This is a genomic window from Mesorhizobium sp. M1403 (assembly GCF_040317695.1).
Taxonomy (GTDB): domain Bacteria; phylum Pseudomonadota; class Alphaproteobacteria; order Rhizobiales; family Rhizobiaceae; genus Mesorhizobium.
Genome location: NZ_JAMYKY010000004.1, coordinates 1 through 18,258, shown reverse-complemented (window position 1 = coordinate 18,258; position 18,258 = coordinate 1). Strand labels below are relative to the sequence as shown.

The 18,258-nt window shown below is 63.1% G+C and carries 20 protein-coding genes; 11 read left to right on the top strand and 9 right to left on the bottom strand.

The genetic code is table 11. The features are described 5' to 3' along the window. Positions 1–6 precede the first annotated feature (6 nt). Positions 7–1,017 (top strand): MBL fold metallo-hydrolase, encoded by a 1,011-nt coding sequence (locus NKH01_RS09605; RefSeq protein ID WP_353020030.1) that lies wholly within the window; start codon positions 7–9, stop codon positions 1,015–1,017. Here the strand turns inward: NKH01_RS09605 and NKH01_RS09600 are convergent. Then, entirely contained in the window at positions 1,014–2,273 is a 1,260-nt protein-coding gene (locus NKH01_RS09600) for a flavin-containing monooxygenase (RefSeq protein WP_353020029.1), read from the bottom strand. The two genes, NKH01_RS09605 and NKH01_RS09600, sit on opposite strands and share 4 nt — an antisense overlap. 289 nt (positions 2,274–2,562) lie before the next feature. Between NKH01_RS09600 and NKH01_RS09595 the strand changes: the two genes are divergently transcribed. From NKH01_RS09595 to NKH01_RS09565, 7 genes are all read left to right on the top strand, one after another. After that, positions 2,563–2,724 (top strand): DUF1328 family protein, encoded by a 162-nt coding sequence (locus NKH01_RS09595; protein ID WP_031195454.1) that lies wholly within the window; start codon positions 2,563–2,565, stop codon positions 2,722–2,724. A 74-nt stretch (positions 2,725–2,798) separates the two neighbouring features. Next, positions 2,799–3,683: a diaminopimelate epimerase gene (gene dapF / locus NKH01_RS09590; RefSeq protein ID WP_352588012.1), complete on the top strand. Its 885-nt coding sequence runs from the start codon at positions 2,799–2,801 to the stop codon at positions 3,681–3,683. Beyond that, on the top strand, positions 3,683–4,984 hold the full coding sequence (gene mtaB, locus NKH01_RS09585; RefSeq protein WP_353020028.1) for a tRNA (N(6)-L-threonylcarbamoyladenosine(37)-C(2))-methylthiotransferase MtaB: 1,302 nt from the start codon (positions 3,683–3,685) through the stop codon (positions 4,982–4,984). The genes dapF and mtaB overlap by 1 nt, the downstream gene beginning before the upstream one ends. 11 nt (positions 4,985–4,995) lie before the next feature. After that, positions 4,996–6,759, top strand: a complete 1,764-nt coding sequence (gene ftsY, locus NKH01_RS09580; protein WP_353020027.1) for a signal recognition particle-docking protein FtsY — start codon at positions 4,996–4,998, stop codon at positions 6,757–6,759. A 60-nt stretch (positions 6,760–6,819) separates the two neighbouring features. Beyond that, positions 6,820–7,485: a septation protein A gene (locus tag NKH01_RS09575; protein ID WP_352817258.1), complete on the top strand. Its 666-nt coding sequence runs from the start codon at positions 6,820–6,822 to the stop codon at positions 7,483–7,485. 91 nt (positions 7,486–7,576) lie between these two features. Continuing rightward, a complete protein-coding gene (locus tag NKH01_RS09570) occupies positions 7,577–8,197 on the top strand; it encodes a pyridoxamine 5'-phosphate oxidase family protein (protein WP_352481060.1) in 621 nt (206 codons plus the stop codon). A gap of 40 nt (positions 8,198–8,237) precedes the next feature. After that, a complete protein-coding gene (locus NKH01_RS09565; protein ID WP_353020220.1) occupies positions 8,238–8,771 on the top strand; it encodes an NADPH-dependent FMN reductase in 534 nt (177 codons plus the stop codon). 266 nt (positions 8,772–9,037) lie between these two features. Here the strand turns inward: NKH01_RS09565 and NKH01_RS09560 are convergent, their stop codons facing one another. Together NKH01_RS09560 and NKH01_RS09555 are read right to left on the bottom strand one after the other, a co-directional pair. Beyond that, entirely contained in the window at positions 9,038–9,247 is a 210-nt protein-coding gene (locus NKH01_RS09560; protein WP_353020026.1) for a tautomerase family protein, read from the bottom strand. A 32-nt stretch (positions 9,248–9,279) separates the two neighbouring features. Next, positions 9,280–10,197, bottom strand: coding sequence for an SMP-30/gluconolactonase/LRE family protein (locus NKH01_RS09555; RefSeq protein ID WP_353020025.1), 918 nt, complete (start codon positions 10,195–10,197; stop codon positions 9,280–9,282). 263 nt (positions 10,198–10,460) lie between these two features. Between NKH01_RS09555 and NKH01_RS09550 the strand changes: the two genes are divergently transcribed. Next, positions 10,461–10,628 (top strand): hypothetical protein, encoded by a 168-nt coding sequence (locus NKH01_RS09550; protein ID WP_023721879.1) that lies wholly within the window; start codon positions 10,461–10,463, stop codon positions 10,626–10,628. A gap of 32 nt (positions 10,629–10,660) precedes the next feature. Here NKH01_RS09550 and NKH01_RS09545 read toward each other — a convergent pair whose 3' ends face one another. The 5 genes from NKH01_RS09545 to ccmA form a co-directional block, all read right to left on the bottom strand. After that, positions 10,661–11,236, bottom strand: coding sequence for a DsbE family thiol:disulfide interchange protein (locus tag NKH01_RS09545; RefSeq protein WP_353020024.1), 576 nt, complete (start codon positions 11,234–11,236; stop codon positions 10,661–10,663). Further along, positions 11,233–11,400: a heme exporter protein CcmD gene (ccmD, locus tag NKH01_RS09540; RefSeq protein ID WP_023721882.1), complete on the bottom strand. Its 168-nt coding sequence runs from the start codon at positions 11,398–11,400 to the stop codon at positions 11,233–11,235. The genes NKH01_RS09545 and ccmD overlap by 4 nt, the downstream gene beginning before the upstream one ends. Positions 11,401–11,502: 102 nt before the next feature. Then, positions 11,503–11,880 carry an Imm50 family immunity protein gene (locus tag NKH01_RS09535; protein WP_352481064.1) on the bottom strand — a complete coding sequence of 126 codons (378 nt, stop codon included), beginning with the start codon at positions 11,878–11,880 and terminating at the stop codon, positions 11,503–11,505. Continuing rightward, on the bottom strand, positions 11,880–12,545 hold the full coding sequence (ccmB, locus tag NKH01_RS09530; RefSeq protein ID WP_023721884.1) for a heme exporter protein CcmB: 666 nt from the start codon (positions 12,543–12,545) through the stop codon (positions 11,880–11,882). The genes NKH01_RS09535 and ccmB overlap by 1 nt, the downstream gene beginning before the upstream one ends. Before the next feature lie 196 nt (positions 12,546–12,741). Further along, positions 12,742–13,350 carry a heme ABC exporter ATP-binding protein CcmA gene (gene ccmA / locus NKH01_RS09525; RefSeq protein ID WP_023721885.1) on the bottom strand — a complete coding sequence of 203 codons (609 nt, stop codon included), beginning with the start codon at positions 13,348–13,350 and terminating at the stop codon, positions 12,742–12,744. Positions 13,351–13,633: 283 nt separating this feature from the next. On the opposite strand from ccmA, the gene acnA reads away from it, so the two are divergent. Beyond that, positions 13,634–16,324 (top strand): aconitate hydratase AcnA, encoded by a 2,691-nt coding sequence (gene acnA / locus NKH01_RS09520; protein WP_353020023.1) that lies wholly within the window; start codon positions 13,634–13,636, stop codon positions 16,322–16,324. A gap of 67 nt (positions 16,325–16,391) precedes the next feature. On the opposite strand, the gene NKH01_RS09515 is transcribed toward acnA, so the two are convergent. Further along, complete coding sequence (locus NKH01_RS09515) at positions 16,392–17,054, bottom strand: ceramidase domain-containing protein (RefSeq protein WP_023721887.1); 663 nt, start codon at positions 17,052–17,054, stop codon at positions 16,392–16,394. 174 nt (positions 17,055–17,228) lie between these two features. Between NKH01_RS09515 and NKH01_RS09510 the strand changes: the two genes are divergently transcribed. Beyond that, entirely contained in the window at positions 17,229–17,978 is a 750-nt protein-coding gene (locus NKH01_RS09510) for a DUF1223 domain-containing protein (protein WP_023721888.1), read from the top strand. Positions 17,979–18,258: the final 280 nt, after the last annotated feature.

The window sequence follows — 18,258 nt, the reverse complement described above, 5'->3', positions numbered from 1 at the left end:
GATTTCTTGGCCGCGAGAAAGAGAGCCGCCAACCGCTATTACAGCGGCCCGCCCAGCGATCATTTCGACGGCACCTTGTTCTTCAATCCCGACGGCCGGCCGCCGGGTCGCTTTGCCGATCTGTTGAAATGGCAATTGAGCGGCGAGCGCTCGAAATGGCCAGCGGCGAATCCGAGTCCGTTTCCACCGGCAAGACCGGTCGAGCGGATCGATGGTGCAGCGCTCCGCCTCACCATGGTCGGCCATTCCTCGCTGCTCGTCCAGACAGCCGGCCTGAACATCCTTACCGATCCGGTCTGGTCGCGGCGTGTCTCGCCAATCTCGTTCGCCGGGCCGAAACGCGTCAATCCGCCGGGCATCGCCTTTTCCCATCTGCCGCCGATCGACCTCGTGCTGATCAGCCACAACCATTACGACCATCTCGACCTCGCCACGCTGAAGCGCCTGAAGGCAAGGCACGACCCGCTGCTGCTGACGCCGCTCGGCAACGACGCCATCATCGGCGCTGCCGTTCCCGGTATGCGGCTTTCCGCGCATGACTGGGGCGATCGGGTCGATATCGGCAATGGGGTTGCCGTCTATGTCGAGCCGGTGCACCACTGGTCGGCCCGCGGCACCCGCGACCGGCGCATGGCGCTGTGGGCGGGTTTCGTCGTCGAAACGCCAAGTGCAAAGATCTATTTTGCCGGCGATACCGGCTTCCACGGCGGTATCAACTACCGGCTGATGGCTGAAAAGCATGGCGGCTTCCGCCTCGCCATCCTGCCGATCGGCGCCTACGAGCCGCGCTGGTTCATGGCGCCGCATCACCAGGATCCGGAGGAGGCGGTGCAAGGCATGCTTTTGTGCAACGCTGGCTATGCCGCCGGCTGCCACTGGGGCACATTCCGGCTCACCAACGAGCCGATCGACGAGCCGGCCAGAAAGCTCGGCGAAGCGCTTGGAGCCGCCGGTCTACCGCGGGATCGTTTCCGTGCCTTGCAGCCGGGCGAAGTCTGGGACGTGCCAGAGGTTTAGCGCGGCGGCTGGCCTGACGGCGAAGGCGGCTGCAAAGCTTCCATATGCCTGGCTATATGGGCGGCGTCGCGGCCCACATATGAAAGAAGGCCGGAGCCGAAGGTATGCATCCAATGAAGGCCAAGAAAGTACAGGCCGGGAAAGGCTGTCACGCCACGCTGTTGAATAGGTGCGTTGCGCGAATCGAAAATTGGTAAATCGATCCAGTTATAGTCGAAGCGATATCCCGTTCCCCAGATGACCGAGCCGACGTTCTCACCGGAGATATCCACTGACCGGGCGCCGCCGACTTCCGCCAGGATTGGCGTTGCTGAGCGTTCATTGCCATCGCTGATGTGGTCCGCGACTTCAGGTTTCTCTGCCAGCGCCTCTGCCGCGGAGACAAAATCGTCATAGGACCTATCGGCTTCAGCCAATATCTGCGAGGCATCCCCGGCCACCAACAGTTTTCCATCGGCGCATCCGAGTACACGTCCCAGCACCACTCCACCATCGCGTGCAAAACGGCGGACGTTCATATCGTAACCGCCGTTGACACCGGTTACGACGGTCGAGGGGGGATACCGCCGCTCCGGGAAACTATCGATAGTGATCTCGAAACGTCCCATTTTGTCGAACCACCACAAGACATCCTGGCCGCGATAGCGCCGCGGCACCCGACGATGCGGACTGACCGAAAGATAGACATCGCGCCCGGATTGCTGGAGTTCATCCGCAATCTGGCTACCGGATGCACCACTGCCCACCACCAGCACCACTCCGGGGGAAAGCTCGTCGGGGTTGCGGTACCTCGAAGCGTGAACCTGGTAAACGGATCGAGGCAAATCCTTGGCCGCCGCCGGTACCATCGAACGCTGGAAAGGGCCCGTCGCCACAACGACATTGCGGGCCGTCATGCTGCCGGCGTTTGTCTCCAACGCATAATCGCCGGTATCCCTGTGTCGGAGCTTCGTGACCTCCACACCCTCGCGAACCGGAGCTGCAATTTTTGCGGCATAGTGCTCGATGAACCGCGTGATGGCGGTGTGGTGGGCGAATCCTTCCGGTTCAGGGTCCTGATAAGAAACCCCAGGAAGCTCTATTGCCTGGTTGATGAATTGAAACCGAAGCGAATCCCAACGCTCAGTCCGCCAGCGTCCGGCAATACGCGCGCGTTCCAACACGACATGCTCACGTTCATGTTGGTGAAGATAGTAACTCATGGCGAGCCCCGCCTGGCCGCCACCAATAATGATCGTGTCCCAACGCTCAGTCATTGGAAAACTCTATCGCCGGCCCGCCAAACACGTCGTCAGCTTACGGTCTCGGTGCGGTGAAGATCTTGGGTAAGACGAAAAAAGGGATCCAAGATTGCTTACCAGCGAAATATCCATTCCCGGACGTCAAATCGACACAACGGTAGCGTTCATTCAACACTATGACAATATTGCATCCGTAGCTGCATATCACAGCCGGGTCCTCGACCCGCCCAGCCACCGCAGGGAACCCAAGCCCTCGCAGAAGCGTTTGTAGGTGTTCAAACCTGCCGGCTGCGAGGTGTCTCTCATGATCAGGTGGATCATCATTCTTTTGATTATCGCGGCCGCGGCAAGCCTGCTCGGCATGCCGGCACTGGCTGGAGCCGCCGCAACCGGCGCCCGCATCCTCATCGGCATCGTGCTGATCATCTTCCTGCTGATCGTGCTTGGCGTATTCGCGGTGACCTGAAAAGCATGCCGCACTGGTAATTTCGGCCGGTATCCGCCATATAGGCGCCAAATCGGCAAGAGACCTTTCGATCCATGGCAAGCGCGGCCCCTTTCGCCAAGATGAACGGTATCGGCAACGAAATCATCGTTGCCGATATGCGTGGCCGTGCCGATCGCGTAACGCCTGCGGCAGCCGTCGCGCTTAATGCCGACGCCGCGACCAGGTTCGACCAGATCATGGCGATCCACGATCCCAGGACGCCGGGCACCGCCTTTTTCATCGACATCTTGAATTCCGACGGAACCAGTGCGCAAGCCTGCGGCAACGGCATGCGCTGTGTCGTCCAGGCGCTCGCCGCCGAGACCGGCCAGAAGACATTTGCCTTTGAAACAGTCGCCGGCATCCTCAATGCCGAGGAACATGCCGACGGAATGATCTCGGTCGACATGGGCAAGCCGCGCTTTGGCTGGCGGGACATCCCGCTGGCCGAGGAGTTTCGCGACACCCGCATGATCGAACTGCAGATCGGCCCGATCGATGCGCCGGTACTGCATTCGCCGTCGGTCGTCTCGATGGGCAATCCGCACGCCATCTTCTGGGTCGACCGCGACGTCTGGTCCTATGAACTCGAGCGCTTCGGCCCGCTGCTCGAAAACCACCCGATCTTCCCTGAGCGCGCCAACATCACCATCGCGCAAGTGACTTCGCCGGAGACCATGGCCATCCGCACCTGGGAGCGCGGCGCCGGCCTGACCAAGGCCTGCGGCTCGGCTGCTTGCGCCGCCGTGGTCGCCGCGGCCCGCACCCGGCGCACCGGCCGCAGCGTCACGCTGATGACGCCCGGCGGCGGCTCGCTGCACGTCCTGTGGCGCGACGACGACCACGTCATCCTGACCGGTGCCGCCGAATGGGAATTTTCCGGCAGCTTCGATCCGTCGACCGGGGCGTGGGCGCGCGACACCGAAAGCGCCGCCTGATGGCTCCTCGTGGCAACAGGGGTATCGACGTCGTCACCTTCGGCTGCAGGCTGAACACCTATGAATCCGAGGTGATGCGGCGTGAAGCCGAAAGCGCGGGCCTCGGCGGGCTCGAAGGCGGCGCTATCATCTTCAACACCTGCGCCGTCACCGGCGAGGCGGTGCGCCAGGCCAAGCAGTCGATCAGAAAAGCCCGCCGTGAGAACCCGGCCGCCCGCATCATCGTCACCGGCTGCGCCGCGCAGACCGGCCCGCAGGATTTCGTCGCCATGGACGAGGTCGATCTCGTCCTCGGCAATGAGGAGAAGCTGAAGGCGCATTCATATCGCGCGCTGCCGGATTTCGGCGTCAACGACACCGAAAAGGCGCGCGTCAACGATATCTTTTCGGTGCGCGAAACGGCCACCCACATGGTCGACGCCATCGAGGGCCGGGCGCGCGCTTTTGTCCAGGTGCAGAACGGCTGCGACCACCGCTGCACCTTCTGCATCATTCCCTACGGTCGCGGAAATTCGCGCTCGGTCCCGATGGGCGCCGTGGTTGAGCAGGTCAAGCGACTCGCCGGCAGTGGTTATGCCGAGATCGTGCTGACGGGCGTCGACATGACCAGTTTTGGCGCCGATCTGCCGGGCGCACCGAAGCTCGGCAAATTGGTCAAGACCATCCTGAAGCAGGTGCCAGACGTGAAACGCCTGCGGCTTTCTTCCATCGATTCGATCGAGGCCGACGACGATCTGCTGGACGCCATCGCCACCGAGCCGAGGCTGATGCCGCATCTGCACCTGTCGCTGCAATCGGGTGACGACATGATCCTGAAGCGGATGAAGCGCCGGCACAGCCGCGACCAGTCGATCCGCTTTTGCGAGGATGTGCGCAAACTGCGCCACGGCATCGTTTTCGGCGCCGACATCATCGCCGGCTTCCCGACGGAGACGGATGCCATGTTCGAAAACTCGCTGGAGATCGTCGAGGAATGCGGCCTGACGCATCTCCATGTCTTCCCGTTTTCGCCGCGCCAGGGCACGCCCGCCGCGCGCATGCCGCAGCTTCGCCGCGAAATGGTCAAGCAGCGCGCCGCACGGTTGCGCGCCGCCGGCGAGGTCGCCTACCGCCGTCACCTTTCCTCGCTCGCTGGCACACGCCAGTCGATCCTGGTCGAGCGCGATGGGCTCGGCCGCACCGAAGGGTTTACGCTGGCCGTGTTGTCAGCCGGGGCGCCGGGCGACATCGTCGAGGCTGATATCGCCGGCAATGACGGTATCAGACTGATCGCCGCGCCGCTTGCCGCCCGCGCCGCCTGAGAGCGCAAGACATGGCCGGGTTTTTCAAGAAGATATTTTCGTTCGGCAAGAAGGAAGTTGTCGAGGAGCGGCCCGACGAGACCGCACCGCTGCCGCCGATCAAATGGGACGAACTGGAGGCGCTGAAGCCGGCGGCCGAGCAGGCCGTCCCGGAGTTTTTGAAACGCGAAGAGTCGCGGCCCGAGGCAGACACTGCGCCTCCGCCGTCTGTCGAGACGGAAGCGCCGCCCGCGCCGCCGCCACCGCTCGAACCCGCACCAACCATTCCGCCCGAGCCAGAGATCCAGCCGGAGTCGGAAACGCCTGCTGAGGAGCCGGAAGAAATCCCGGCCGAGCTTGTTATTCCCGAGCCGGAGCAGCCGGAGATTGTCCAGACTGAGCCTCGGTCATCGGAAGCTGGCGCTGCCCCTCATCCGCCTGCCGGCACCTTCTCCCCGTATGGTGACGGGGAGAAGGGGGCTGATCGGCAGGCCGAGCCTCCTTTTGAAAGCGATGAAGAAGAAGCTGCAACGCTGACGTCCCCCTCTCTCCGTCCTTCACGGGGGTCCGAAGGACCGGCGAGACAAGCGGCTCGCCCCGGAACGGGAAAGGGTGAGGGGCAGCGCGAACCTCTGCAAGATACCGCACCGCCCGCCGAGAGCCCCTCCGCAGCGCCCGAAGCGCCGCCGGCCGAAATCCCGCCTCCGCTCCGCCAGCCCGCCCCGGTCGAAACGAAACCGGTCTTGACCGAGATTGCGCCCGAACCAGAGGCCATTCCGCAACCATCGCCGGAGCCAAAACCTGCCCCCGGCAAGGTGACCGTAACCAAGAAGGTCGAGCAGAAGGCCGAGCCGCAAAGAGCGCCCGAACCGGCGCCGAGGCGCTCCTGGTTCCAGCGCATGCGAGACGGGCTTGCCCGCTCTTCCAGGGAGTTGTCCGGCAACATCGCCGGCGTCTTCACCAAGCGCAAGCTCGACGAGGACACGCTGCAGGACCTGGAGGATGTGCTGATCCGCGCCGATCTCGGCATGGAGACGGCTTTGCGCGTTACCGACGCGCTCTCCGCCAGCCGCTACGGCAAGGATGTCTCCGAGACGGAAGTCCGCGCCATCATGGCGGCGGAGGTGGAGAAGGTGCTGACCCATGTCGCCATGCCGCTGGAACTCGACCTCAGCCACAAGCCGCATGTCATCCTGGTCGTCGGCGTCAACGGCACGGGGAAAACCACGACCATCGGCAAGCTCGCCGCAAAGCTGACCGATGGCGGCCTCTCGGTGATGCTCGCCGCCGGCGACACTTTCCGCGCCGCCGCGATCGAGCAGTTGAAGATCTGGGGCGAGCGCACCAACTCGCCGGTCATTGCCTCGAAGCTCGGCGCCGACGCCGCCGGCCTCGCTTACGACGCCTTCGAGCGGGCGAAGGAGGCCGGCTCCGACGTGCTGATCATCGACACCGCCGGGCGGCTGCAGAACAAGACCGAACTGATGGCGGAACTGGAAAAGATCGTCCGCGTGCTGGGCAAGCTCGATCCGGAAGCGCCGCACACCGTGCTGCAGACGGTCGATGCCACCACCGGCCAGAATGCGCTCAACCAGGTCGAGATCTTCCGCAATGTCGCCGGCGTCAACGGCCTGGTGATGACCAAGCTGGACGGCACGGCGCGCGGCGGTATTCTGGTGGCGATCGCGGCAAAGCACAAATTGCCGGTCTACTTCATCGGCGTCGGCGAACAGGTCGACGACCTCGAACCCTTTTCCGCAAGCGAGTTCGCCAGGGCGATCGCTGGCGTGGCTTGACGAGCATGATCCCGAAAAGTTGCAGACTTTTTGGATTGGATCGTGCGTAAGAAGGATCCCATGAACCCACCCATCCTCGAACGCGACCTGTCCGATCCGCGACGCAAGGCGTTGAACCCCGGCCTGAAATTCCTGCTCGAACTCGGGCCTGGTCTGGTGTTCTTTTTCACCACCATCCGCGGCGCGTGGCTTGTCGGGAAATTCCCGATCCTCAGCCATATCGGCGAGCCTATCCTGATTGCCACAGCGTTCTTTATGGTGGCGACGGCGCTGTCGCTCAGCGTTTCGTGGATTTTGACGCGCAGCTGGCCGATCATGCCGCTGGTCTCGGCCATCGTCGTGTTTGTGTTTGGTGCGCTGGCGCTGTGGCTGCAGGACAAGACCTTCGCTTTCATGAAGCCGACAATCATCAACAGCCTGTTCGGCATCACGCTGCTTGGCGGGTTGGCGTTTGGCAGATCGCTGTTGGGCTATGTCTTTGATTCCGCCTTCAATCTCGACGCCGAAGGCTGGCGCAAGCTCACTTTCCGATGGGGGCTTTTCTTCCTTTTTCTGGCTGTGCTGAACGAGGTCGTGTGGCGCAATTTTTCTGAGGAAACCTGGCTTTATTTCAAGGTCTGGGGCACGATTCCCATTACCCTTGTCTTCACGTTAAGCCAAATGCCATTGATCCTGCGCCACTCGCTCGAGGACAAGGCCGCCAAGGAAGAGAAAGCCGGCAAATAGAGCAATTCCAGGAAAAGTGTGTAGCGGTTTTCCCGGGAAAAGCGCGTAGCGCTTTCCCTAGGGAATTGCGTCAGAATAGGAGGAGAGGGGCATGGAATTCATCACCACGCGCGACGAGTTGAGGACGATCTACAAGACGCCTCGGCCGACCGACGGTTCGATCCGCAAGGAACTGAAGGCATTGGACGGCCACTGCCGTTCCTTCATCGGCAAGAGCCCCTTCGTGCTGATCGGCTCGTCCGACGGCGCCGGCAATGCCGATGTGACGCCGAAGGGCGACAGGCCGGGCTTCGTAACAGTGCTCGACGAGAAGACCATCGCCATCCCCGACCGGCCCGGCAACAACCGCCTCGACACGCTGGAGAACATCCTTCTCAATCCCTCGATCGGGCTGCTCTTCCTCATTCCCGGCATGAACGAAACGCTGCGTGTCAATGGCGATGCCCGCATCACCGTCGATGCGTCATTGCGTGAGCGGCTGGCGGTCGACGGCAAGGCACCGCAAAGCGTCGTCGTGGTGACGGTCAAGGCCGCCTACATGCATTGCGCGAAGGCCTTCATGCGCTCCGAATTGTGGAAGCCGGAGAGCTGGTACGACCGCGCGACGCTGCCGACGCTCGGCCAGATCCTGCGCGACCAGTTGGCGCTCGCCGATTCGGCCGAGGCGACCGACCGCTGGCTGGACGAGGAATACAGAGAGACCATGTGGTAGTGTGCCCGGCGACGAATCGCTCGAGCCGGTCTCCATTTCCTTGCTCAACATCCTCGCCATCTCTGGCAGCCTGCGCGCCGCCTCGACCAATTCGGCCCTGGTCGCGGCACTCGCGCAAAACGCGCCGCCGGACTGTCACGTCGCCGTCTACGATGGGCTTGGGCGGCTGCCGATCTTCAACCCCGACGACGAAGGCGAGCGAACGCCACCGCAAGCAGCGGCGCTGATCGACGCGGTCACCGCCGCTGACGGCGTCATCGTCTCCTGCCCGGAATATGCCCATGGCGTACCAGGCGGCCTCAAAAACGCGCTCGACTGGCTGGTGTCGCGCGATGCAGCCGTCGGCAAACCGGCCATGCTGGTCCACGCCTCGCCGCGCTCGCTGTTTGCCCGCGCCGCACTGGCCGAGATCATGCGGACAATGTCTTTCGCACTCTATGAGGAAGCAGCGCTCGAAATCGGCCTGCTCGGCAAGAAGCCGCCGGAGGTGGAGAAGATCCTGGCGGAACCGGCAAACCGGCTGGCAATGCGCCGCGCCGTTTCGGCCTTCGCGTCCTTCATCCGCTCGCGTTAAGTGGCGGCCATCGCGCTGTCGTTATCCCAGGGCAGAGCGAACGCGAAGCGAGCGTCGGCGATCCTTCGCGCCCCCCTCTGTCCTGCCGGACATTGGGGAGATTGGCCGTCATCCCCGCTTTCGCCAACCTCCAACGTTGAAAGACGGGCTAGGCGACGAAGCTGCCGATCTCCCCCCAAGTGGGGGAAATGCCCGGTAGGGCAGAGGGGGCCGCTGTCCCGCAGGCCTCTCGCAAACTTCCGCCTCGCTGCCGTTCCGTCGGGAGATTAGCCCTTCCGTCTCCGCGTCTCGACGTCGGTCTGGCCGACGAACCAGTCGCGGGCATTGACCTCTTCGAAGACCACCCAGACATCGTTGCTGGTCAGGCCGGTGGCGCCGGTGATGGCCGTCGTCACCTGGGCGGCGATCGCGGCCTTTTTTCCGGCCGGGTCGTCGGCAATCACCTCCTTGACCAGGCGGATGTTTACGAATGGCATGGTGCCCTCCCTTGGATATGCTTGGCGGCCGCTCAAAATGTCTTGGCGCCGTTGACCATGAGCCGGACCATGTAGAGCGAGGTCGTGCCGGCGATGTAGAGGCAGTTCAGCTTGTTGCCGCCGAACACGCAATTGGCGACGACTTCCGGTACCTTGACCTTGCCGATCAGCGTCCCGTCTGGATCATAGCAGTGGATGCCGTCGGCGGCGCTGGTCCAGATGCGGCCGTCCGCATCCAGCCTGAAACCGTCGAACAGGCCGGCGGTGCAGTCAGCAAAGACCTTTTCGCCTGAGACCGTCTTGCCGCCCTGGCCGACATTGAACACTCGAATGTGCGCCGGGTTTTGGGCACCATGCGTGCGGCCGGTATCGGCGACGTAGAGCTTGCTCTCGTCGAGCGAGAAGGCGAGCCCGTTGGGCCTGACCATGTCGGTGATCACCGCCTCGGTCTCGCCGGTGCCGGGATCGACCCGGTAGACATGGCAGGCGCCGATCTCACTTTCGGCCTTGTCGCCCTCGTAATCGGTATCGATGCCGTAGCTCGGGTCGGTGAACCAGATCGAGCCGTCGGACGTGACCACCGCGTCATTGGGCGAGTTCAGCCGCTTGCCGCGCCATTTGTCGGCGATGGTGATGACCGAGCCGTCATGCTCGGTGCGGCTGACGCGGCGGCCGGAATGTTCGCAAGTAACCATCCGGCCTTGCCGGTCGACGGTGTTGCCATTGGAATTGCCGGACGGCTGACGGAACACGCTGACGCTGCCGTCGGTCTCGTCGTAGCGCAGCATGCGATTGTTCGGAATGTCGGACCACACCACATAGCGCCCGGCCGCAAACCAGGCCGGCCCCTCCGCCCATCGGCAGCCGGTAAACAGCCTGTCGACCTGTGCGTTGCCGTTGAACAGCCGCGAAAAGCGCGGATCGAGAACTTCGTAGAATTCGCTGGTCATGGTTCCTCCCGGTATCAGTCGCTTGGCGAGCCGCGATCAAGCCAGCCTGCGATCGATATGGCAAGATCGATGATGCGTCAGAAGCATTAGGGGAGCGAATGCTGGCCCGGACGGCAGGTCACATCCGGTTAACCGGCTATGCGCCCAGCGCAATGGTGCATTGCAACATCTTATTTTTGCAACGCACCATAACTATGTCATGCTTCGTATCGATCAAGGGAGGAACAACTGGCCGCGAAATGCGGCGCAAAAGGAAACTCGCTATGATCATCGACAGCCTCATGAGCCGCGCTCGCGCCAGCATCGCCAAGCGCCGGCATTACAACCGCCTCGTCGCCGAAATCGACAGCTTCAGCAGCCGCGACCTCGCCGACATGCGCGCCGACCGCTCAGAAATGCTCTATCAGGTCCACAAGCAGATCTACGGCTGAGTCTTCGGTCGACCTATCACGATCGGCGGGCATCAGCCCGGCACGGCCAGCGCCTTCTCGATCTCCGGCAACAGCAGCGTCTGCGCCGAGTTCGGCGTCAGCGGCCCGACATGCTTGTAGGCGATCTTGCCATCCTTGCCGATGACGAAGGTCTCCGGCACGCCGTAGACACCCCAGTCGATCGCCGTGCGCCCGGCCTGGTCGACGCCGATCGCCTGGAACGGATTGCCGAGATCGCCAAGGAACCGACGGGCGTTTTCCGGCTGGTCCTTGTAGTTCAGCGCTGCCATGACGAAGCGTCTGTCCTGCGACAGCGCCAGCAGCACCGGATGCTCGTCGCGGCATGGCGCGCACCAGGACGCGAAGACGTTGACCAGCGTCACCTTGCCGGCGAACTGTTTTGAATCGAGGCCCGGCAAATTGGTGCCCTCGAGCGCCGGCAGGTTGGTCTGCGGCGCCGGCAGGCCGATCAGCGCCGACGGCACTTCCGAAACGTTGCGCCCGGACAACAGCTGCGCCAGGAACAATCCCGCCAGCCCGAGAAAGACCAGCAGCGGCACCAGCACGATCAGGCGGCGACGCGCCGGTGTTTCCGTTTCCGTGCTCATGATTTTGCTGCCTTGTCGGAGCGCCGGCGCACGCCGGACGCCTCCAGCTCGGCGAGCTCTCGCTTGCGGCCGCGCTGGTCGAGCAGGATCCAGCCAACCAGCCCGGCCAGCACCACGGCCGTAATGGCATAGGCGGCGGTGACATAAAGGGCATGCATGCTCATTTTCCCGATCCAAGGCTTCTCACGGCGAAATTCATAGCCTCACCGGCTGTTTGTCGCAATGAACGGGTCTGCGGCAGATTTGCGGTTATCGCAAGCCGAAGGTCACTGCGAAAGCAAAACACCTGATATGTTTTTGATACGCATGTATTGGCACGTCAGGGACAGCCTGACAGCCCCTTCGCAGGTAAGCAGGATTCTACCGGCGTCATCCCACATCCTGATTGCACTGGAGCCATGGCTCTGGAACTTGCGAAGGCTAATGGATTCGACCGCGATGAACTCAAGCCCGAAAGACACGGCATTGAACGCCGCCCATTTGGCGGGGGGCCGGTAGGGAAGGACGGTCGAGATGAAGGAAAGGTGCATGCTAGGCCCGTTGCGGTCCATCTTGGCCCCGGTAACCTCGACGGAGGACAGATCGGGGTAGTTGCCGTAGATGGTCTGGAGAAAGATCGGGTTCTCTATGCGCAGCGGCCACATCAATCCGTTCCGTGCCGCAGCGCCAGCGCCGCTGCCACCGGCCCGAGCACGGCAAGAAACAGGGTCAGCGCGGTAAGAATGAGGAAGGGATGCAGGAAGGGATCGGGGTCCGCCACCGCGCCATAGCTTGCCGATACGCCGAAGATCAGTACGGGAATGGTCAGCGGCAGCACCAGCACCGAGATCAGCAGTCCGCCGCGCGGCAACGCTACCGCCACCGCGGCACCGGCAGCACCGATGAAGGTGATCGCCGGCGTGCCGACCAGAAGCGTCAGCGCCGTGGCGCCGATGCCGGCCGGCTCCATGTTCATGAACAGGCCGAGCAGGGGAGCCGCGACGACCAGCGGCAGCACGCTTCCCGCCCAATGCGCCAGGCATTTCGTCAGCACGGTCAGGGCCAGCATGTGCCGGTCGTTGCCAAGCACCAGAAGATCGAGCGAGCCGTCCTCGCGGTCAGCCTGGAACAGCCGGTCGAGGCCGAGCAGGCAGGCCAGCAAGGCGGCGATCCACAGGATCGCCGGGCCGATGCGGGCCAGCAGCTTCAGGTCGGGACCGACGCCGAAGGGGATGGTCGCGATAACGGCGAGAAAGAAAATGACGCCGGTAAGCGCCCCGCCGCCGGCGCGGATACTTAAGCGGATGTCGCGCAGGAAGAGGGCTAGCATGATGTGAGATGCTTTCGCCCAGGCACCCCCCTCTGTCCTGCCGGACATCTCCCCCGCAAGGGGGGAGATTGGATGTCGCCTCGGCTTTCGTCAGTCTTCAACGTGAAAGAGAGGGCGAGTCGTTGAAACCGCCAATCTCCCCCCTTGCGGGGGAGATGTCCGGCAGGACAGAGGGGGGTGCGACAGAGCGCCGGCATCACCCAACCATCCCCATCACAAGCTCCCTCGCCCCCTCCAGCCCCAGCGGCAAATGCGTGGCCGCAACCACGATCCCCCCACCATCGAGATGCTTCCGCATTAGCCCGCCGAATCTCTCCTCCGAAGCCTTGTCCAGTCCCGCCGTCGGCTCATCGAGCAGCCACAATGGCCGATGACTGACCAGCAGTTTTGCGATCGCGGCGCGGCGGCGCTGGCCGGTCGAGAGATAGCCGAACGGCAGATGGCCGATGCCGCCCAACCCGACGGTCTCCAGCGCCTCTTCAACACCCCTGGAACCGGCGCCCGAAAAATCGCGCCAGAAGCACAGATTCTCCTTAACGGTGAGTGCGCTCTTCATTGCGTCGAGGTGGCCGAGATAGTGACAGGCCGAGGCGGCCGACGGAAAGTCTTCGCCACCACCTTCGAACCGCACACGGCCTGCCGCCACCGGCAACAGTCCGGCGATGATCCTGAGCAGCGTCGATTTGCCGGCGCCGTTCGCCCCGGTGACGACCAGCGCCTGGCCATCCCCCAGCGCGAATTCGATGCCGGAAAATACCGTCTCGCCGCCGCGTTCGCCGCCCAGATTTTCGGCGATCAGCCGCATCCGTTCCCCTTCGCCGAAAGTTCAAGCGCGGCTTCGGTGCGCCGCAGCAAAAATGGCAATTCCGTGTCTAGAACTATTCCAGAAAATTCTCTATATCCGCATCATCCGTGCCAGCGGTCGGCACGGGAACCGAATTTGCGCCGAACCAGCGCGCGTGCCGCCTTGAACGGCCCGGACGCTTGGGAACGGATAGCGGAAATGGCCGTACCCGCACCTTTGCGCGTGATTTGCATGCCCACTGGCGTCCGTTCCCTCCCCGGCAACCGACAGTTAGGGATCGCACGTGTCCAAATCACTCGACAGCTTCAATTGCCGCCGCACGCTGACCGCCGGCGGCACCGAGTACATCTACTATGATCTTGTCGAGGCCGAAAAGAACGGCCTCACCGGCATCGCCCAATTGCCTTATTCGATGAAGGTGCTGCTGGAGAACCTGCTGCGCAACGAGGACGGCCGTTCCGTTACCAAGGAGAGCATCCAGGCGGTCGCCGGCTGGCTGACCGACCGGGGCTCCGCCGGCGTCGAGATCGCCTATCGCCCGGCTCGCGTGCTGATGCAGGACTTCACCGGCGTTCCAGCCGTGGTCGACCTTGCCGCCATGCGCGACGCCATGGCCTCGCTCGGCGGCGACCCGCAAAAGATCAACCCGCTGGTGCCGGTCGATCTGGTCATCGACCATTCGGTCATCGTCGACGAATTCGGCACGCCGCTGGCTTTCGCCCGCAATGTCGAGCTTGAGTATGAGCGCAATGAGGAACGCTACAAATTCCTGAAATGGGGCCAGCAGGCGTTCCGCAATTTCCGCGTCGTGCCGCCCGGCACTGGCATCTGCCATCAGGTCAACCTTGAGTACCTCGGCCAGGTCGTGTGGACCAACAGCGAAGATGGCGAGACCACCGCCTATCCCGACACCTGCGTCGGCACCGATTCACACACCACCATGATCAACGGCCTTGGTGTTCTCGGCTGGGGCGTCGGTGGCATCGAGGCCGAGGCCGCGATGCTCGGCCAGCCCGTCTCCATGCTGTTGCCCGAAGTGATCGGCTTTCGCCTCACCGGCAGGCTGAGGGAGGGCGTCACCGCCACCGACCTGGTGCTCACCGTCACGCAGATGCTGCGCAAGAAGGGCGTCGTCGGCAAGTTCGTCGAATTCTTCGGTCCGGGCCTGTCCAACATGACGCTGGCCGATCGTGCCACCATCGGCAACATGGCGCCGGAATATGGCGCCACCTGCGGCTTCTTCCCGGTCGACAGCGAAACCATCCGCTACCTCACCATGTCGGGCCGTGACGAAAGCCGCATCGCCCTGGTCGAGGCTTATTCGAAGGCGCAAGGCCTATGGCGCGACATCGGCTCGGCCGATCCGGTCTTCACCGATCTGCTCGAGCTCGATCTCGGCAGTGTCGTCCCGTCGATGGCCGGCCCGAAGCGGCCGGAAGGCCGCGTGGCACTTGAAGACATTCCGGCCGGCTTCGACAAGGCCATGGAGACCGAATACAAGAAGGCCGCCGAAATCGACAAGCGCTATGCCGTCGAGGGCACGGACTACGATCTTGGCCATGGCGATGTCGTCATCGCCGCCATTACCTCCTGCACCAACACCTCGAACCCGAGCGTGCTGATCGGCGCCGGGCTGTTGGCGCGCAACGCCAACCGGCTCGGCCTCAAGCAGAAGCCGTGGGTCAAGACCTCACTGGCGCCGGGCAGCCAGGTCGTCGCCGAATATCTGGAGAAATCCGGCCTGCAGAAGGAGCTCGACCAGATCGGCTTCAACCTGGTCGGCTTCGGCTGCACCACCTGCATCGGCAATTCCGGCCCACTGCCGGCGCCGATCTCCAAGACCATCAACGATAAGGGCTTGATTGCTGCCGCAGTCTTGTCCGGCAACCGCAATTTCGAAGGCCGCGTCTCGCCCGACGTGCAGGCGAACTATCTCGCCTCGCCGCCGCTGGTCGTCGCCCACGCGCTGGCCGGGACCGTGACCAAGGATCTGACCACCGAGCCGCTCGGCGAGGATCGCAACGGCAATCCGGTCTATCTCAAGGACATCTGGCCGAGTTCAGTCGAGATCCAGGAATTCATCGAGAAGAATGTCACGCGCGAATTGTTCGCCCGCAAATATGCCGACGTCTTCAAGGGCGACGAGTACTGGCAGAACGTCAAGGCGCCGGAAGGCCAGACCTATGCCTGGGACGACAATTCGACCTATGTGCAGAACCCACCCTATTTCGCCGGCATGACATCAGGCTTCGGCAAGATCGGCGATATCAAGGGCGCGCGTGTGCTCGGTCTGTTCGGCGATAAGATCACCACCGACCACATTTCGCCGGCCGGTTCGATCAAGGCGGCCTCCCCGGCCGGCAAGTACCTCACCGACCACGGCGTCGGCGTCGCCGATTTCAACCAGTATGGCACGCGCCGCGGCAACCACGAGGTGATGATGCGCGGCACCTTCGCCAACATCCGCATCCGCAACCACATGCTGGGCGAGAACGGCCGCGAGGGCGGCTACACCATCCATTACCCGTCGAAGGAAGAGGAATCGATCTACGACGCCGCCATGCACTACAAGAAGGAGGGCGTGCCGCTGGTCATCTTCGCCGGCGTCGAATATGGCAACGGCTCGTCGCGCGACTGGGCGGCCAAGGGTACGAATCTGCTCGGTGTCCGCGCGGTCATCGCCCAGTCCTTCGAGCGCATCCACCGCTCCAACCTGGTCGGCATGGGCGTAATCCCCTTCGTCTTCGAGGAAGGCACCTCGTGGGCCTCGCTCAACCTCAAGGGCGACGAACTGGTCGAGATCGACGGACTGAGCAACATCAAGCCGCGGCAGAAGATGATCGCCAGGATCACCTATGGCGACGACAGCGTCAAAGAGGTTCCGATCATCTGCCGCATCGATACGCTGGACGAGCTCGACTACTTCAAGAATGGCGGCATCCTGCAATACGTGCTGCGCGACCTTGCGGCTTAAGGGAGTAGGGCAATAAGGGAGTAGGGCAGTAGGGGAAGCAAGGACAAGCACCTACTGCCCTACTGCCCTACTTTGGCTTTCCAAACCGCGCTGTCGCCGCCAGCAGCACGCCGAGCATCAGCCCGTTGAGGATGTGCCACAGGAAATGCGTGCCGAGCGGAAAGCCGCCGCAGACCAGCGGATCGATCATCCGGCAGACGACCGACACGACGAAGATCGCCGAACCCGCCAGATTGTACCAGCCGGCACGATTGCCGCTGGCCGCCACCCAGGCGCCGAAGAAGGCAAGCGCCAGGAAGGGCGGCAGGTAGCCGGTCGTGCCGTTCGACGCTTGGCGCAGCCAGTCCGGCACGGCAAAGGTCACCAGCCCGGCAACGGCGTAAAAGGCGACGAAGATGACGATCGCCTTGCCCCATTTCATGCCGAGAAAACGTCGCAGGTTGAACAGCGTGTAGGCCAGCGTGAACCCTGCAATCGGCAGCACGTCGGCCAGGATCATTCCCCTTGTGGCAAAGGTGTGGAACAGCGACGAGCCGACGCCGATCGCCACCACCCACCAGGCCAGCACTTCGGCGAAGGCGCCGGTGCCGCGCTTGCGCACCTGCCAGACACCCCATAGCCCGGCGGCAAAAAAAGCCAGATTGCTCAGCGCATTGAGCGGTTCAGCCCAGAATTCCGGCCCCGTCCGTTCGCAATAGAGGTCGACCGGCGCCAGGAGAGATTGCCACATGCTGATTGCCGCCCGAATCGCTTCCATCGTGAAGTGCGCGTCCACCTATTGCGCCCTTGCCAGCGGTGCAACGGCAAAATTTCACCGCAACGTGACTTCCCGTTGACTGCCGCTTCTGCCACATATTTCGACAATCAGAACAAAGCCGGCATCACCGGCGGGATCGGAACGGCCATGTCATCTCGAAGACCATTGCGGCTTGCGGCCGTTGCGCTGGCTCTCTCGGCGTTTGCCGGAAGCGCCTTCGCCGAGCAGGCCGACAAGCCATTAGGCGTCGTCGAGCTCTTCACCAGCCAGGGATGTAATTCCTGTCCGCCGGCCGACGAATTCTTCGCCGAGCTCGCCGCCAAGGAGAACATCGTCGCGCTCGCCTATCATGTCGACTATTGGGATTACCTCGGCTGGCAGGATACGCTGAGCCGCAAGGAAAATACCGAGCGGCAATATGAGTATATGCGCGCCTTCGGCAGCCGTTCCGTCTACACCCCGCAAGCCGTCATCAACGGCCGCAGCCATGTCAATGGCGCCAGCCGCAAGGAAGTCGACGGCGCGCTGGCCCGCATGGAGAGGGTCGGCGAAGGCATGCGCGTCGGCATCAAGGTCAGCCGGACCAGCGATCGCGTCATGATCGATGCCGGCGACGCCGTGACCGGCCCCGCCGACGCGCATGTCGTCATCGTCTATTTCAACCCGCCGCAGACGATCAAGATCGGCAAGGGTGAAAACACCGGCCGCAGCATGACCTACTGGAACGCCGTCTCCAGCATCCAGACCGCCGGCATGTGGCACGGCAAGGCGCAGCGCTACGAACTGCCGATGAGCGAGATCGCCAAGAAGGGCGGCTGCGCCGTGCTGCTGCAGTCGGTCGGCAAGGACGGCGTGCCCGGTCCGATCCTGGGTGCAGCCTTTATCCGCAAGCCTTAGATGGAGCGCTCTCCCTTCTCCCTTGTGGGAGAAGGTGTCGCCGAAGGCGACGGATGAGGGTGTTCCAGGGAACGCCAACGCCTCACTCCGTCCAACACCCTCATCTGTCTCGGCGCTGCGCGCCGATCCACCTTCTCCCACAAGGAGGCCTTTGCAGAGAAGGCGCATAGATATGCGATTTGAGGCATATATGCCTTTTTGAGCGTCGGAGAGCGCTGCTTGGCCGTTCAGCGCGGCATTTTTCAGGATAATCGGCTCATCCGGCCGATTACGGACGGAC

Coding starts and splice junctions, on each gene's coding strand:
- NKH01_RS09600 (WP_353020029.1), bottom strand. CDS start 2,273: ATGACTGAGCGTTGGGACACGATCATTATTGGTGGCGGCCAGGCGGGG.
- NKH01_RS09595 (WP_031195454.1), top strand. CDS start 2,563: ATGATCAGGTGGATCATCATTCTTTTGATTATCGCGGCCGCGGCAAGC.
- dapF (WP_352588012.1), top strand. CDS start 2,799: ATGGCAAGCGCGGCCCCTTTCGCCAAGATGAACGGTATCGGCAACGAA.
- mtaB (WP_353020028.1), top strand. CDS start 3,683: ATGGCTCCTCGTGGCAACAGGGGTATCGACGTCGTCACCTTCGGCTGC.
- ftsY (WP_353020027.1), top strand. CDS start 4,996: ATGGCCGGGTTTTTCAAGAAGATATTTTCGTTCGGCAAGAAGGAAGTT.
- NKH01_RS09575 (WP_352817258.1), top strand. CDS start 6,820: ATGAACCCACCCATCCTCGAACGCGACCTGTCCGATCCGCGACGCAAG.
- NKH01_RS09570 (WP_352481060.1), top strand. CDS start 7,577: ATGGAATTCATCACCACGCGCGACGAGTTGAGGACGATCTACAAGACG.
- NKH01_RS09560 (WP_353020026.1), bottom strand. CDS start 9,247: ATGCCATTCGTAAACATCCGCCTGGTCAAGGAGGTGATTGCCGACGAC.
- NKH01_RS09555 (WP_353020025.1), bottom strand. CDS start 10,197: ATGACCAGCGAATTCTACGAAGTTCTCGATCCGCGCTTTTCGCGGCTG.
- NKH01_RS09550 (WP_023721879.1), top strand. CDS start 10,461: ATGATCATCGACAGCCTCATGAGCCGCGCTCGCGCCAGCATCGCCAAG.
- NKH01_RS09545 (WP_353020024.1), bottom strand. CDS start 11,236: ATGAGCACGGAAACGGAAACACCGGCGCGTCGCCGCCTGATCGTGCTG.
- ccmD (WP_023721882.1), bottom strand. CDS start 11,400: ATGAGCATGCATGCCCTTTATGTCACCGCCGCCTATGCCATTACGGCC.
- NKH01_RS09535 (WP_352481064.1), bottom strand. CDS start 11,880: ATGTGGCCGCTGCGCATAGAGAACCCGATCTTTCTCCAGACCATCTAC.
- ccmB (WP_023721884.1), bottom strand. CDS start 12,545: ATGCTAGCCCTCTTCCTGCGCGACATCCGCTTAAGTATCCGCGCCGGC.
- ccmA (WP_023721885.1), bottom strand. CDS start 13,350: ATGCGGCTGATCGCCGAAAATCTGGGCGGCGAACGCGGCGGCGAGACG.
- NKH01_RS09515 (WP_023721887.1), bottom strand. CDS start 17,054: ATGTGGCAATCTCTCCTGGCGCCGGTCGACCTCTATTGCGAACGGACG.
- NKH01_RS09510 (WP_023721888.1), top strand. CDS start 17,229: ATGTCATCTCGAAGACCATTGCGGCTTGCGGCCGTTGCGCTGGCTCTC.